11 protein-coding genes are annotated in these 14,491 nt (G+C 69.3%); 9 read left to right on the forward strand and 2 right to left on the reverse strand.

The annotated features are described in order from the left end of the window. Positions 1-152: 152 nt before the first annotated feature. The 7 genes from HEP73_RS00375 to HEP73_RS00405 all read left to right on the forward strand — a co-directional run bounded on the left by HEP73_RS00375 (position 153) and on the right by HEP73_RS00405 (position 9,340). The gene (locus tag HEP73_RS00375) at positions 153-2,549 is read left to right on the forward strand and encodes a TonB-dependent receptor (RefSeq protein WP_185821694.1); all 2,397 of its coding nucleotides are present in this window, start codon (positions 153-155) and stop codon (positions 2,547-2,549) included. Between the two features lie 359 nt (positions 2,550-2,908). Beyond that, positions 2,909-5,191, forward strand: a complete 2,283-nt coding sequence (locus HEP73_RS00380; RefSeq protein WP_255423615.1) for a TonB-dependent receptor — start codon at positions 2,909-2,911, stop codon at positions 5,189-5,191. 6 nt (positions 5,192-5,197) lie between these two features. Then, the gene (locus HEP73_RS00385) at positions 5,198-5,494 is read left to right on the forward strand and encodes a hypothetical protein (RefSeq protein WP_185821696.1); all 297 of its coding nucleotides are present in this window, start codon (positions 5,198-5,200) and stop codon (positions 5,492-5,494) included. Beyond that, a complete protein-coding gene (locus HEP73_RS00390) occupies positions 5,484-5,756 on the forward strand; it encodes a hypothetical protein (protein ID WP_185821697.1) in 273 nt (90 codons plus the stop codon). Before HEP73_RS00385 ends, HEP73_RS00390 begins: the two co-directional genes overlap by 11 nt. Then, the gene (locus HEP73_RS00395) at positions 5,753-7,300 is read left to right on the forward strand and encodes a PepSY-associated TM helix domain-containing protein (RefSeq protein WP_185821698.1); all 1,548 of its coding nucleotides are present in this window, start codon (positions 5,753-5,755) and stop codon (positions 7,298-7,300) included. The genes HEP73_RS00390 and HEP73_RS00395 overlap by 4 nt, the downstream gene beginning before the upstream one ends. A gap of 269 nt (positions 7,301-7,569) precedes the next feature. Then, complete coding sequence (locus tag HEP73_RS00400) at positions 7,570-8,751, forward strand: GGDEF domain-containing protein (protein WP_185821699.1); 1,182 nt, start codon at positions 7,570-7,572, stop codon at positions 8,749-8,751. Positions 8,752-8,812: 61 nt separating this feature from the next. Next, a complete protein-coding gene (locus tag HEP73_RS00405) occupies positions 8,813-9,340 on the forward strand; it encodes a hypothetical protein (RefSeq protein WP_185821700.1) in 528 nt (175 codons plus the stop codon). Between the two features lie 31 nt (positions 9,341-9,371). On the opposite strand, the gene HEP73_RS00410 is transcribed toward HEP73_RS00405, so the two are convergent. Next, complete coding sequence (locus HEP73_RS00410; RefSeq protein WP_185821701.1) at positions 9,372-11,036, reverse strand: carboxylesterase/lipase family protein; 1,665 nt, start codon at positions 11,034-11,036, stop codon at positions 9,372-9,374. Positions 11,037-11,219: 183 nt separating this feature from the next. After that, a complete protein-coding gene (locus HEP73_RS00415; RefSeq protein ID WP_255423822.1) occupies positions 11,220-12,266 on the reverse strand; it encodes an alpha/beta hydrolase in 1,047 nt (348 codons plus the stop codon). A 361-nt stretch (positions 12,267-12,627) separates the two neighbouring features. Here HEP73_RS00415 and HEP73_RS00420 point away from each other — a divergent pair, with 361 nt between their 5' ends. Beyond that, positions 12,628-13,452 (forward strand): 2-keto-4-pentenoate hydratase, encoded by an 825-nt coding sequence (locus HEP73_RS00420; protein WP_185821703.1) that lies wholly within the window; start codon positions 12,628-12,630, stop codon positions 13,450-13,452. A gap of 36 nt (positions 13,453-13,488) precedes the next feature. Continuing rightward, the gene (locus HEP73_RS00425) at positions 13,489-14,481 is read left to right on the forward strand and encodes a TRAP transporter substrate-binding protein (protein WP_185821704.1); all 993 of its coding nucleotides are present in this window, start codon (positions 13,489-13,491) and stop codon (positions 14,479-14,481) included. Positions 14,482-14,491 lie beyond the last annotated feature (10 nt).

Consider the following 14,491-nt stretch of genomic DNA (forward strand, 5'->3'; position numbering starts at 1 on the left):
GGCCGTGCCGGCCATGCGGCGTCGTTGCCGCTCTCCCGGCTGCCTTGCAACCGGGATGCAACACAGATGACATATCGTGCCGCGCTACGCCATCCAATGGCGGGCCGTCGCGCAAGCCGAACGGAATCGTCATCCAGCCCAAAGGAATCGCCATGTTGCTGCATCCCTCTCTTTCCGCGTGCCGCTTGGTCGCGCGTTCGTCGCGCCTGCCTGGCGCGCTGGTCCGCAACCGCCTGGCCCAGGCCTGCGCCGGCCTGCTGCTGGCGTCGATCGCCACCTCGGCCGCCGCACAAGAGATGGCGCCGTCGCTGGCCGGTAGCGAGCAGCAGGCCACGCGCGGCGCCGCGGCCGGCGATGCGGCGACCTCGCTGGACACCGTCACCGTCACCGCCGAGCACCGCGAGCAGAACCTGCAGGAAGTGCCGGTGTCGGTGGGCGTGATGCAGGGCGATGCGATGCGCAACTACACCGCCGGCGGCGACGACACGCTGCTGGCGCTGTCCGGCCGCGTGCCCAGCTTCTATGCCGAGACCACCACCGGCCGCATCTTCCCGCGCTTCTACATTCGCGGCCTGGGCAACATCGATTTCTATCTCGGCGCCTCGCAGCCGGTGTCGATCATCCAGGACGACGTGGTGCTGGAGCATGTGGTGCTGAAGTCCAACCCGGTCTACGACCTGGACCAGGTGGAAGTGCTGCGCGGTCCGCAGGGGTCGCTGTTCGGCCGCAACACCACCGCCGGCATCGTCAAGTTCGACAGCATCAAGCCCAGCGACGACTACAGCGGCCGGCTCAGCGCCAGCTACGGCAGCTACGGCACCACCTCGCTCGACGGCGGTTTCGGCGGGCCGATCAACGACGTGCTGTCGTTCCGCGTGTCGGCGCTGTACCAGCACCGCGACGATTGGGTGGACAACACCTACAGCGGCCCCAGCGCCGACGGCACGGCGACGCCGAAGAAGGACGCGATGGGCGGCTACGACGACCGCAATGCGCGCCTGCAGTTGCTGCTCAAGCCGAGCGAGAACTTCTCGCTGCTGGCCTCGGCGCATACCCGCGACTACGACGGCACCTCCACGCTGTTCCTGCGCAATGCGGTCACCAAGGGCTCCAACAAGGTCGATGTGCCGCGCGACCAGGTCGCCTACGACGAGGCGCACGACAATCCGCAGGCGTACAAGACCCACGGCGGCTCGCTCAAGGGGGTGTACGACTTCGGCGGCGTGTCGCTGACTTCGATCAGCGCCTACGAAACCACCTCCGGCTACAGCCGCGGCGATACCGACGGCGGCGCAGCGGCGAACTATCCGGTCAACGGAGTTGCCAACGGCTACGGCCAGTCGATGGGCCAGGTGCGCGATCTGGACCAGTACACGCAGGAGCTGCGCCTGGCCAGCGAAGGCGACGCGCCGTTGCAGTGGCAGGCCGGCGCGTTCTACTTCGACGGCAAGGACACCACCGATTTCTACCAGCGCGCCTACTTCCTGCAGACCGCGGCGCGCAATCCGAACAACTGGGTGCGCCTGCGCAACAGCAACACCTCATGGGCCGGTTTCGGCCAGCTGACCTACAAGGCCACCGACGCGCTGACCCTGACCGCAGGCGTGCGCCAGACCCGCGACAGTAAGGAAACCAAGCTGCTCAAGACCGCCGACACCGCCGCCGGCGTGGTCACCTACCGCGGCCGCCGCGACGTGCGCATGGCCGACACCCAGCCGAGCTGGGATTTCAGCGCGATGTACGCGATCGACGACAACGTCAGCGTGTACGCGAAGGTCGCCCGCGGCTTCCGCGGCCCGACCATCCAGGGCCGCTCGGCGGTGTTCAACTCCGACTTCACCACCGCCGATTCGGAGACGATCCTGTCGTGGGAAGCGGGCATCAAGAGCAGCCTGTTCGACAACCGCCTGCGCCTGAACGTCACCGGTTTCACCTACACGGTCGATGACATCCAGCTCAACGGCAACGACTCCAACGGCAACGGCGTGCTGTTCAATGCGGACAAGGCCAAGGCCTACGGCATGGAAGCCGATCTGGACTGGCGCCCGATCCCGAACCTGTCGCTGAGCGCCGGCCTGAGCCTGCTGCACAGCGAGATCCAGGACAAGCGCGTGTACGCGCAGGTGTGCGCGCTGAACGGCGTGGTGGTGTGCACGGTGAACGATCCGACGATCAAGCTCGGCGCCAACACCTTTGCCCAGATCGACGGCAATCCGCTGCCGAACGCGCCCACCTACAACGTGAACCTGGCCGCGCGCTACGACATCCCGGTCGCCGACGGCGGCGCGTTCTTCGTCGCCACCGACTGGAACAAGCAGGGCAAGACCAGCTTCGTGCTGTACGACTCGACCGAGTTCAATTCCAAGGGCAGCTTCGAAGGCGGCCTGAAGCTGGGCTACAGCGGCGACTACGGCGCGTGGGAAGTGGCGGCGTTCGCGCGCAACATCACCAACGAGAAGAACCTCAAGGGCGTGATCGAGAACTACATGGCGGCGGTGTACAACGAGCCGCGTATCGTCGGTCTGTCGGTCGACGTGCATTGGCATTGAACCGCGCAACGCCGGCGCTGCTGTAACGCGGCTCCGGTTCGCTCGGGTGACTAGCGGTCACGACGGCGCTGACGGGCTGCGCCGTCGCGACGGCTTGTGTAGGAGCGGCTTCAGCCGCGACAGGCGTTATCGATAGATCCTGTCGCGGCTGAAGCCGCTCCTACAAAGGCCGCTCCGTCCTGAAGAGCGGGAAGAACCCATGCCGAAGATTCGCCATGGCAGCCCTTGATACACCGCACAAATTTGTAGCCGCCATCTTCATGCTCTGTTAAAGTCCGCGCCCAGCGCTGCCAGGTCAGGCAGCCAGGCACAGCCATCGCCATGCCTCCGTCCGATTTCCTTTTCACGGAGCGATGCGCGTGCGCGTCAATTTGTTGCCCTTGTCTGTTTCCGTCGCCGCGGTGTTGGCCTTGCATGTTTCAGCGCCTGCGCTGGCCGCCGAGGCGGATGTCGCCGATCCCACCACCCTGGACCGCATCGTCGTCACCGGCGAAAAGCGCGCACGCACGCTGCAGGACACCACCAGCAGCGTGGCGGTGACCACCCAGGCGCGGATCGAGCAGGAAAACCTGCAGAACCTTTACGAGGTGCTCAACCGCACCGCCAACGTGGCGCAGAGCTATGGCGATACCGGCTTCACCATCCGCGGCATCCGCGACATCGATGGCGGCGGCGATGCGCCGCTCGCCACCATCTACCTGGACGGCGCGGCGCTGCCGCGGAACGCGACCAGTTCGGCGCCGCTGAGCCTGTGGGACCTGCAGCAGGTGGAGATCCTGCGCGGACCGCAGTCCACGCTGCAGGGCGAGAACGCGCTGGCCGGCGCGGTGATCCTGCACACCGCCGAGCCGACCATGGACTGGGAAGGCAAGCTGCGGGTGCTGGCCTCCGATCCGTCCGACCGCACCCTGGCCGCGGCGTTCGGCGGCCCGCTGGTGGCCGACGAACTGGCCTTCCGCGCCTCGGTCGAACAACGCAGCTTCGAAGGCTACAGTTGGAACGACACGCGCCAGGCGTCCGACGATGCGCTGCACGCGCTGACCTACCGCGGCAAGCTGCTGTGGACGCCGTCGGCGATCGACGGGTTGAAGGTCCAGCTCGGCTACACCAAGGCGCACCGCAACGGGCCGTATCTGTACGTGTACGTGCCCACCGACGAGGCGGACTACTTCAAGCGCCGCACCAACCACGACGACACGCCGAACCGCAGCCTGACCGACAGCGACATCGCCAACCTCAACGTCGACTATGAGATCGATGCGGCCTGGTCGCTGTCGGCGGTGACGGCATGGAACAAGGTCGACATGGACAGCACCTGGGACGGCGACCGCAGCGCGGCGCAGACGGCCTACGCCAGGCGCCTGGCCACCACCCGCACCACCTCGCAGGAACTGCGACTGAACTACGACGGCCAGGCCGTGGACGGCCTGTTCGGGCTGTACTGGGCCAAGCACGACACCCAGAACGACGTGGTCAACCGCCTCGACGTGAATACCCCGCTGGCCACCATTACCCGCCTGTTGACCGGCGCCGGTTTCCCGGCCGCCAACGCGGCGGCGATCTCGGCCGCGTATGGCGCGGCGTTGCCGGTGATCCCGGTGCTGTATGCCAGCGATGCGCCGACTACCTCGGAGAACCGCGCGCTGTTCGCCGACGGGCAGTGGCACGTGGGCGGCGGCTTCTCGCTGCTCGGCGGCGTGCGCTACGACCGCCAGCGCTACGAGATGGCCTCCAGCACCACCGCGACATTCGTCGGCACCTATCCCAGCGCCGCCAGCTTCGCCAGCCCCGGTACCGCGCTGTATCAGGCGATCAACGCGATCAACGCGGGCGTGGCCGGCATCGTCGATTCGGCCAGCGGCGAAGTGCCGGACAACACGCGCGACTTCAGCGCGTTCCTGCCCAAGCTCGGCGCGCGTTACGAATGGAGCCCGGATCTGGCGGCCAGCCTGGTGGTGCAGCGCGGCTACCGCTCCGGCGGCTCCAGCTTCAACACCGCGCGCAGCCAGGCCTTCGCCTACGACCCGGAATACACCTGGAACTACGAGGCCTCGCTGCGCTCGCAGTGGCTGGACGGGCGCCTGAGCGTCAATGCCAACGCCTACTACATCGACTGGAAGGACAAGCAGGTCTTCGCCTTCTTCGGCCTCAACGACTACGACTACAACACCGTCAACGCCGGCCGCGCGCACCTGTACGGCTTCGAGCTGGAGCTCAGCCACCGGCTCGGCGAGGGCTTCGACTGGTATGCGTCGCTGGGCCATTCGCGCACCCGCTACGACGAGTTCAAGACCGTGGCCGACGCGCAGATCACCGACTATGCCGGCCGCGAGTTCGCCTACGCGCCGCGCTGGACCGCAGCCGTGGGCGGCAACTGGCGCTTCGGCGCGGGCTGGGTCGCCAACCTCAACGCCAACTTCCGCGACAAGGTCTACACCGACATCGGCAGCGATGCGCCGCGGCTGGCCTCGCGCACGCTGCTCAACGCCAAGTTCGGCTACGAGAACCTGGACTGGAGCGCGTGGGTGTTCGCCAACAACCTGCTCGACAGGCAGTACGTCCAGTACCGCTGGGCGGACCAGCCGATCGCCATCCTCGGCGCGCCGCGCGTGGTCGGCATCGGCTTCGAGGCGCGCTGGTAACCGACGATGGCCATGCACGCGCTGACCACCGCCCTGTACCTGCTCGCCGCGCCGCTGGCGGCGCTGGCGTTCTACCTGGCCACCGCGCACCAGCGCCTGCGCCCGGATTGGCGCCCGCATGCGCGCGCGCTGCGCGTGGCGGGTGCGCTGTTGAGCATGTTGGCGCTGGTCGCGGCGATCGCCGCGCTCGGAGTGTGGGCCGGCACGTTCGCGGCGCTGAGCGCGCTGATGCTGGCCGCGGTCGCGCTGCCGTTCCTGGATGCATGGCGGCAACTACGCGGAGGCCGCGCCGATGTGGGCTAGATGGCTGGCGGCGATCGTGCTCGGCCTGCCGCTGGCGGTGGGCGTGGTCGGGCTGTGCGTGCTGTTGTGGCCGGGCGCGTTGCAGGTGCATACGTTGCCGTGGCTGCTGCTGATGTTCCCGTTGTGGATCGGCGCGATGTCGCTGGCGTTCGTGTTCCGCAGCGGCGCGCGCGCCTGGCTGTGGCTGGGCCTGGCCACGTTGCTGTGCCATGGCCTGCTGTACGCGTTGAAGGCCGCCGGCCTGGTGCAGGTGACGGTATGAAGGCGGCGACCTTGCGTCAGTTCCTGTCGGCGCACAGCTGGATGGGCCTGCTGGCCGGCATGGCCTTGTTCATCGCCTTCTATGTCGGCGCGATCACCGTGTTCACCCACGAGCTCAACGACTGGCCGCGCGCGCCGGCGCTCGCCGCTCCGGCGACGCAGCCGCCGGAACAGGCGGCGCAGGCCCTGCTGGATACTGTGCTGGCGCGGCATCCGGTGTTGGCCGAATCGTTCTCGCTGATGCTGCCGGGCGAACACGGCGCGCAGCCGCGGCTGTATGCGTTCGGGCCGCCGGCGCAGGCGTTCGGCGGCACCGTGCAGTTCCAGCCCGGTGCCGACGGGCAACCGCTGCAGCTGCCGCAACGCACCGGTTTCGTCGACTTCCTGTACGACCTGCATTTCACCGCCGGCTTGCCGCGCACCTTCGGCACCTACCTGTTCGGCGTGGTCTGCATTCTCTATGGCCTGGCGTTGGTCAGCGGCGTAGTGCTGTACGCGCCGGTGTTCCTGAAGGACCTGTTCGCGCTGCGCATGGGACGCAACGTCAAGCGCCTGTGGCAGGACGCGCACAACGTGGTCGGCATGCTGTCGCTGCCGTTCCACGTGATCTTCGCCTGGTCCGGCGCGGTACTGGCGCTGGGCGTGCTGCTGCTGGCGCCATTCCAGTACCTGGTGTTCGACGGCAAGCTGATGCAGGTGCTGGAGCCGGATCTGGAGCTGACGCCGCACGTGCAGCCGGCGCACATCAAGGCGCCGTTGCTGCCGGTGGCCGAGCTGCTGGCGCGCGCGCGCGCGGCCAGTCCGGGCTTCGAGCCGGAAAGCCTGTCCTTCCACGACGCCGGCGATGCCAATGCGCGCGTGGAAATCTACGGCCAGCACCCGCAGCGCCGGCTCAACACGATGGCCGGCGTGGCCATGGAAGCGGCCACCGGCAAGGTGCTGCGGGTGCTGGCGCCGCAGGACATGTCGCCCGGCGTGGCGTCGCTGCGCGGACTGCAGGCGCTGCACTACGCCAACTTCGGCGGAGCGCCGCTGCGGTGGCTGTATTTCCTGCTTGGCCTGGGCGGCGCGTTCCTGTTCTACAGCGGCAACCTGCTGTGGGTGGAGGCGCGGCGCAAGCGGCGCCAGCAGGCGCAGCCGTGGCGCACGCATGCGCTGGCGCGGCTCACGGTGGGCATCTGCCTGGGCTGCGTGGCGGGGGTGTCTGCGTTGTTCGTCGCCGCGCGGCTGTTGCCGCCGGGGCAGGAGCGTTACGTCTATTACGCCGTGTTCGGGCTGAGCGTGGCCTGGGCGCTGCTGCGCCCCACCGCACGCGGCGCCTACGAACTGCTGTTGGCCTGCGCGGTACTGACTGCGCTGGTGCCGTTGGCCGCGCTGCGCGGCGCCGGCGGCTGGGTGGCGCCGTGGAGCAGTTCGCTGTTGCTGGCGGTGGATGGCTGTGCCTTGGCCCTGGCCTGGGCCTACTGGCAGATGGCGCGCGCCACCCTTCGCCGCGGCCGCAACGGCGATCCCAACAGCGTGTGGGCGCTGCCGGCGAAGACCTGAGCGCTGTCCCTCGGCCGTCGCTCGGGCCGCTGCGGCCACCGGCCGCACGCGCTGTCGCATGCCAGTCGCGGCGCGTCCACGCTGCATCCTGCCGCTGACATGCGCTGCGCATCGCATGCATGCATGGCGGACAAAAGTGGACAATCGTGCGCCAGTGATTTCTCATGTACGCGGAAGTCGAAGTCTGCAGCGTTGGCGCTGGGCGTCGTACGGTGAATTGTGTGACAGCCGCCGCGTTCTGTTCCACGCTGCCGTGTACAGGGGATCGCATGCACCACCGCTACGAAGGACCGCCGGACGCGCCGTCCGGCGAGGACTACGCCAGGCAACTGCATCGCGGCTTTGCCGCTCTGCGCTTCGACCCGCCGCTGGAACGGGCGTATCGCCGCTACACCGCATCGACCTTGGGCTTCGCGCAACGCGTGGCGGCCTCGCTCGGGGTGCTGATCGCGCTGGCGTTGCTGGCCTGGGACGCGTTGCATTTCGGTTGGTCGGGCAGCACCGGGCTGCTCGGCTATGCGGTGGCGGTGCGCGCGGCCACCTTGCTGGCGTTGCTGTGGGTGGCGGTGGCGATCCATCGCGCGGCTGCGCACGGGCCGGGCCGGGCGGCGCTGTTGTTGCTGGTCGGCGGCACCGGCCTGGTGCTGTCGAGCATCGGCTATCCGCCGCAGGAACTGCGCTATGCCGCCGCGGTGATGACCCTGGTGATCGTCGCCGGTTTCTTCCCGCTGGGCCTGGCGCTGTGGCAGAGCGTGGCGGTGGCGCTGGTGCTGTGCGCGATCAGCGCCGCGGCCGCGCACCTGTTGCTGGACGGCGCGGCGCGCGACGCCTATCTGCGCCTGCAATGGTTGCTGTGGGCGGCGGTGCCGATCGGCGCGGTCGGCGGCTATCTGCGCGAGCATTCGCGCCGCGAGGGATTCCTGCAGCGGCGGGTGCGCGACGACGAGGCCTTGCGCGACGCGCTCACCGGCCTTGGCGATCGCCGCCGTTTCGACGAACACCTGGCGGTGGCGCTGGCCGAGACCCGGCGCCTGCAGCGCGGACTAGCGCTGATCCTGGTCGAACTGGATGGATACGCCGCCTTCGTGCAGCGCTACGGCGCGCGCGAGGCCGATCGCGCGGTGGTGGACGTGGCCGAGGTGCTGCAATGCCTGCTGCGGCCGATGGACGTGACCATGCGCATCGATGCGGGCCGCTTCGCGCTGGTGTTGTACGACGCCAGCGGCGCGCACCTGCGCCAGGTGGCGCCGGCGTTGCGCGACATGGTCGAGCTGCTGGCGATCGCGCACGCCGACATGGCCAACGAACAGCTCGGCGTCAGCGTCGGCGCCTTGCTCGCCGCGCCAGCCGACACCGCCGCCACGCTGATGCAACGTGCCGAAGCGCTGCTGCAGCGCGCGCGCATCGGTGGCGGCAACCAGGTGGTGCTGGCCGAGGACACGGGTTGGTAGCGCAGGCCGGCATGGCATGCGACGCTAGGGGGGCGTGCATAGCCCTTCGCCGAGGTGATCGATGCGTCTGGTCAAGACGTTGCGGGTTCTCGCGCTGTGGCTGGTGATCCCCGTGGGGGCGATCGTGCAGCTGCAGATGGTGTCCACGATGATGCGCACCTATATCGCCGTCGGCGTGATGCGCGATCAACTGCAACGCAGCGGACTCGGTCACGTCACCTCCCTGCGCGGGATACCGCAGGCCTGCCGGGAAGAAGGATTTCTCGACGGCATCGACTACACCTATGCCGTAGATGTAGCGAAGATTCCCGATGCCTATTGGGCCAGCGAAGATGCGCGGCAACGCCACTGGCACCATGCTCCATTCGACGACTCGCAGAGCGAAACGTTCGATGGTTTCATCGAGTACAACGCGCGCAAGCCGGGATGTCCGCAACTTCCCGCGCTGCGATCCCCGCACGTCGTGATCACCGTCCTGTACAGCGAAGCGGGCTATCTTGGTCCGAGAACCGTGTCCTCCAATGGAGATGGTTTCATGGCCTACGATACCCGGACGTCCAGGCTCTACTGGGCCTACTCCGGCAACTGACCTGCCGCGCGCTGCGGCTGGTTGCGCTGCCTCAGAACGTCCCGCGCTGCACGAACGGCACCTGCTGGTAGAGCCGCCGTTCGCCGCCGCGCGGGTCGTGCGCCAGGCGGCTGTCGGCGTCGAACAGCATGGTCTCGCGCCGGGCGAGCGAATACGGTTCCCAGCGCGGCAGCCCGGCGTAGTTGGGATCGCCGTGGCGGGCGAAGGCGAGCAGCGCTTCGCTCATCGCATCGGCCACGCGCTGCGCCTGCGTGCCGTCGCCGGTGCGCGAACCGGGCTGGCGGATGTTGTCGAACACCAGCGGGATGTCCAGGGTGTGGAATGCGCCGAACTTGCCGCCGTCCAGCGGCGAACCCCAATCGAGTTGATAGGCCCAGGTCGGCGCGCCCTGCCGCGCGCGCGCTTCGGCTTCCTCGATCGCGCCGCGCCACGAGCGCCCGGCGGTGGTCGCGGCGAAGAACACTTCGCTCGGCGTGTAGTGCGGATACAGACGCCGGTACTCGGCGATCACCACCTGCGGCAGCAGGTCCACGAATTGTTCCTGCTCCAGCTTGGCCGGCAGCGTGTCCCAACTCAGCGCGAAGTTGGCCGGATCGTTGCCGAGGAAGGCGCGGGTCTCGTCGTGGGTGTTGCCGATCACCATCGGGATCGTCGCCGATTGCGGCGGTGCGTCCGGCCAGAACGGATGCCGGTGCAGCACCTGCGCATCCAGCACCGGGCCCAGGTACAGGGAGGTGTTCTCCACCCGCGACGGATCGCGCGTGCGCGTGGCCTCGAGCAGGCGTTGCATCGGCAGCGTGCGCAGCGCCGCCAGTTGCGTGGCGTCGAGCTGCAAGGCCTGCAGCAGCAATTGCGCGCGCTGCGTGGCCGCGCGCGGGCCGGCGGCGGTGACCTGCTGGCCGCTCATGGTCCAGGCGCGGTGGAACAGGCCCTGCGCGGCCGGCATCGCCATCAGCGTGGCGATCTTGGCGCCGCCGCCGGACTGGCCGAACACGGTGACGTTGCCGGCATCGCCGCCGAACTCGGCCGCGTGCGCGCGCACCCACTGCAGCGCCTGCACCAGGTCGAGCTGGCCGACGTTGCCGGACGCGGCGAACTCGGCGTCGCCGAGCTGCGCCAGGTACAGGTAGCCGAACGCGTTGAGGCGGTGGTTGACGCTGATCACCACGGCGTCGCCGCGCCGGCACAGGCGCGCGCCGTCGTACTGCGGATCGCTGCCGGAGCCGTTGTTGTAGGCGCCGCCGTGGATGTAGAACAGGATCGGGCGCTTTGCGCCGTCGCGCAGGGCGGGCGTCCACACGTTGAGGAACAGGCAGTCCTCGCTGACCGGGTCGAGCTTGAGCTGCGGCGCGGAAGCGGCGTAGCTGGTGCAGTCGCGCACGCCGCGCCAGGGGTGTTCCTGCAGCGCCGGCTGGAAACGGCGCTGTGCGGTGTCGGCGCCGTAGGGAATGCCCTTGAACACCTGCACGCCCTGGTCGCGATAGCCGCGGATGCGACCGCTGCGGGTGCGCGCCAGCGGCGCTTGCGGGTCGGCGGGCGCGGGCGCGGCGCCGGCGCTACCGCCAGGCAGGGCACCGCTCACTGCCAGTGCGGCGAGCGCGCTGCCGTGCAGGAAGCGGCGCCGGCCGTGGTCGTCGGGTGCGGTGGACGCGATGGCGGCAGGCGCGGCAGGCGGGATGGCGGCGGGCGTGGTCATGCGTGGCGGAGTCCGTGGGCAAGCGCCGCCGGCCATGGGCGAAAGCCCGGGCCGACAGCGGAAAGGATCGGATGGGTGCAAGGCGGCAGGCCTGTGGCGTGCGCCGCGCGAGGCGGCCCGAGGCAGTCGGCGTTCGCGCGCTGGGTCATGGCGGTGTGGTGCATGGCAACGCGGCTGCGCCCGCTACTGCTTCGGCGCGGCCGGCAGGATCGGCGCCAGCGCGGCCGGGTCGCCCTGCACGCTGCGCATCCATTCCAGCGCCTGGGTCGGCCATGCCGCCAAGGGCAGGCCGGCGATGCCGCGGGTGCCGAAGCCATGGCCGCCGTGCGCGAACAGGTGCAGTTCCGCCGGCACGCCGGCCTGGCGCAGCGCCTGGTAGAACAGCAGGCTGTTCTCCACCGGTACCACGCGGTCGTCCTGCGCGTGCACCAGGAACGTCGGCGGCATCGCCGGAATCACGCGGTTCTGCAGCGAATACGCCACCATCGTGGCGGCATCGGGATGGCGGCCAAGCAGCCGCAGGCGTGAGCCGGTATGCGCCGCGGTGCCGCTGCCCATGTCGATGACCGGGTACAGCAGCAGCAGGAAGTCCGGCCGCGCGCTGAGCCGGTCGATGGCGTCGCGCGCCGGGTAGACGCGGTCGTCGTAGCGGGTGCCGAGGCTGGCGGCGACGTGGCCGCCGGCGGAGAAGCCGATCGCGCCGACCCGGTGCGGGTCCACGCCGTAGTCGGCGGCGCGCGCGCGGATCAGGCGCAGCGCGCGCTGCGCGTCGGCCAGCGGCAGGTCGCGCTGCGCCGCGGCGTCGGCGCCCGCCGCTTCCGCATCGGGTAGCCGATAGCGCAGCACGAACAGGGTGATGCCTGCCTGTTCGGCGAAGATCGGCAGCAAGGCGGTGCCTTCCTTGTCCAGCACGATGCGCGCGTAGCCGCCGCCGGGCGCGACCAGCAGCGCGCTGCCGTTCGGCGTCTTCGGCCGGTACACCACCAGGTAGGGCTGGTAGCGGCCGCTGATGGCGCGATCGGGCAGCGCCGGGTCGTCGCTGCGGTCGACGATGCGCGCCTGGTCGGGGCCGGGCGCGGAGCCGGGCGCCGGGTCCGGCCACAGCGGGATCCGCGCCGCTTGCTCGGCCGCGGTTTCGCTGCTCGGGTGCTCGGCGGCAAGCGCGGGGCCGGCGAGTGCCAGTGCCAGCAAAATGCCCAGTGCGCTCTGCCGGCGATGGCGCCACGCCAGCGCCAGCGCGCCGGCCGCATGCCTCAGGACCGGGCGCGAGGCCAGGCGCCGCAGGCCGTTGTCGTCGGCAGCATCCGTTAGCGCCACGCCAGCGCCTTCCGTTGTCGTCGTGTTCCGCATCCGTCGCCCTCCCAGGTCAAGGATGTGCAGCTAATCCGCTCGCACGGCGCCGCGCAAGCGCTGGGTCTCGCACACGGGATCAGGTCGCAATGCCGCGGCGAATCCCTAATCCCCACTGCCGAATCACCGCTTTTTGCCGCACCGCACATTGCCAATGACACCGGTTTACCATATACAACTGCGCAACGCGCTGTCGATGAGCGGCGCAGCAATTCTTCCGATCCCCCACATTCTTGCGGAGATGCCCTTGAGCACTCATTCCGGTCCTTCGGACACGCCACCGCCCGCGTTGGCCGACATCGCGGCCCGCTTCGTCCAGGCCCGCCAGCAGGGCCGTTCGCTGCCCGATTTCCCCGGGATCATCCCCGACGACCTGGAAACCGCCTACCGCGTGCAGGACCTGGCGATCGCGCAATGGCCGGACCGCGTGGTCGGCTGGAAGGTCGGCTACATCGCCGCCGAGCGCCGCGACCACTCCGGCGACGAGCGTCTGCTCGGCCCGATCTTTGCCCGCAACCTCTGGAATGCTACCGGTGGAACAACGGACATTCCGGTGTTCGACGGCGGCTTCGGTGCGGTCGAGGCCGAGTACGTGATGCGCCTGGACGCGGACGTGCCGGCCGACCAGCTGCACTGGACTGCGGAGCAGGCCGCGCAGGTGCCGTCCACGCTGTTCATTGGCGTGGAAGTGGCCAGCAGCCCGCTGGCCACGATCAACCAGCTCGGGCCGCGCGTGGTGATTTCCGACTTCGGCAACAACAACGGCCTGATCCTGGGGCCGCAAGTCGCTGACTGGACCACGCTGGACGAATCCGCGCTGCTGGCGGAAACCTTGATCGAGGGCCAACGCGTCGGCAGCGGCGGTGCCACCCTGTTGCCGGGCGGGCTGCGCACCGCGTTCGCGTTCGCGCTGGCGCGTTCGGCGCGGCGCGGCCGGCCGCTCAAGCGCGGCGAGCTGATCGCCACCGGCAATGCCACCGGCATCCACGACATCGCCATCGGCCAGCAGGCGACGATCCGCTTCGACGGCTACGGCGAACTTCACTGCAGGGCGGTCGCGGCGTAAGCCGCGGCATGCCGACGACGCGCGGGAGGGCGCAGCATGATCACTCGTAGATGTTTTCTGGGCGCAGGACTCGCCGCGGCCGCGGCGGCGCCGCTGGGCACGCTGGCCCAGGCCGGCGGCGGCAGCCAGTTGCTCACTGCCACCGACGTGCACGTGGCCGACTATCCCACCGTGGAGGCGGTGCGCTGGTTCGGGCAGACCCTGGAACGGCAGACCGGCGGCCGGCTGAAGCTGCGCCAGTACCACTCCGGCCAGCTTGGCCGCGAAGCGGAAGCGATCGACATGGCCCGCTTCGGCGCCATCGACATCACCCGTGTCTATTCCGGTGCGCTCAACAACACCTTCCCGCTGACCCAGGCGCTGTGCCTGCCGTACGTGTTCGACTCGGTGCCGCACCTGCGCCGCGCGATCGACGGCCATGTCGGCGACAGCATCCTGCGCAGCTTCGAGCAGCGCGACCTGGTCGGCCTGGCCATCTACGATTCCGGCGCGCGCTGCTTCTACAACACCAAGCACCCGCTGCATCGTCCCGAAGACCTGCACGGCCTGAAGCTGCGCGTGGCCTCGTCGGACATCTTCCTCAAGCTGATGCACATGCTCGGCGCCAATCCGACGCCGATGTCGCTGGGCGAGACCTTCTCGGCGATGGAGACGCACATGATCGACGGCGCCGAGAACAACATGCGCAGCTTCCAGTCCAGCCGCCATTTCGAGGCCGCACACTACTGGTCGCAGAGCGAGCATTCCTATGCGCCGGACGTGCTGGTGATGTCGCAGCGCAGCTTCCAGGCGCTGTCGCCGGGCGATCGCGCGCTGGTGGTGGAGACCGCGCGGCAATCGGTGGCGGTGATGCGCAAGCTGTGGGATGCATCCGAATCGAAGGCGCGCCAGGAAGTGCTCGATTACGGCGTGCTGATCAACGAGGTGGACATGCCCGCCTTCCGCAAGGCCGCCGCGCCGCTGCTGGCCGAGTACCGGCGGCAGCCGGAGATCGAAGCCCTGTACCGCCGCATCCGCGATTTCGCCTGAGGCCATGCCG

The organism is Xanthomonas sp. GW (assembly GCF_014236815.1).
Taxonomy (GTDB): Bacteria; Pseudomonadota; Gammaproteobacteria; order Xanthomonadales; family Xanthomonadaceae; genus Xanthomonas_A.

Coding starts and splice junctions, on each gene's coding strand:
- HEP73_RS00375 (WP_185821694.1), top strand. CDS start 153: ATGTTGCTGCATCCCTCTCTTTCCGCGTGCCGCTTGGTCGCGCGTTCG.
- HEP73_RS00385 (WP_185821696.1), top strand. CDS start 5,198: ATGGCCATGCACGCGCTGACCACCGCCCTGTACCTGCTCGCCGCGCCG.
- HEP73_RS00390 (WP_185821697.1), top strand. CDS start 5,484: ATGTGGGCTAGATGGCTGGCGGCGATCGTGCTCGGCCTGCCGCTGGCG.
- HEP73_RS00395 (WP_185821698.1), top strand. CDS start 5,753: ATGAAGGCGGCGACCTTGCGTCAGTTCCTGTCGGCGCACAGCTGGATG.
- HEP73_RS00400 (WP_185821699.1), top strand. CDS start 7,570: ATGCACCACCGCTACGAAGGACCGCCGGACGCGCCGTCCGGCGAGGAC.
- HEP73_RS00405 (WP_185821700.1), top strand. CDS start 8,813: ATGCGTCTGGTCAAGACGTTGCGGGTTCTCGCGCTGTGGCTGGTGATC.
- HEP73_RS00410 (WP_185821701.1), bottom strand. CDS start 11,036: ATGACCACGCCCGCCGCCATCCCGCCTGCCGCGCCTGCCGCCATCGCG.
- HEP73_RS00420 (WP_185821703.1), top strand. CDS start 12,628: ATGCCCTTGAGCACTCATTCCGGTCCTTCGGACACGCCACCGCCCGCG.
- HEP73_RS00425 (WP_185821704.1), top strand. CDS start 13,489: ATGATCACTCGTAGATGTTTTCTGGGCGCAGGACTCGCCGCGGCCGCG.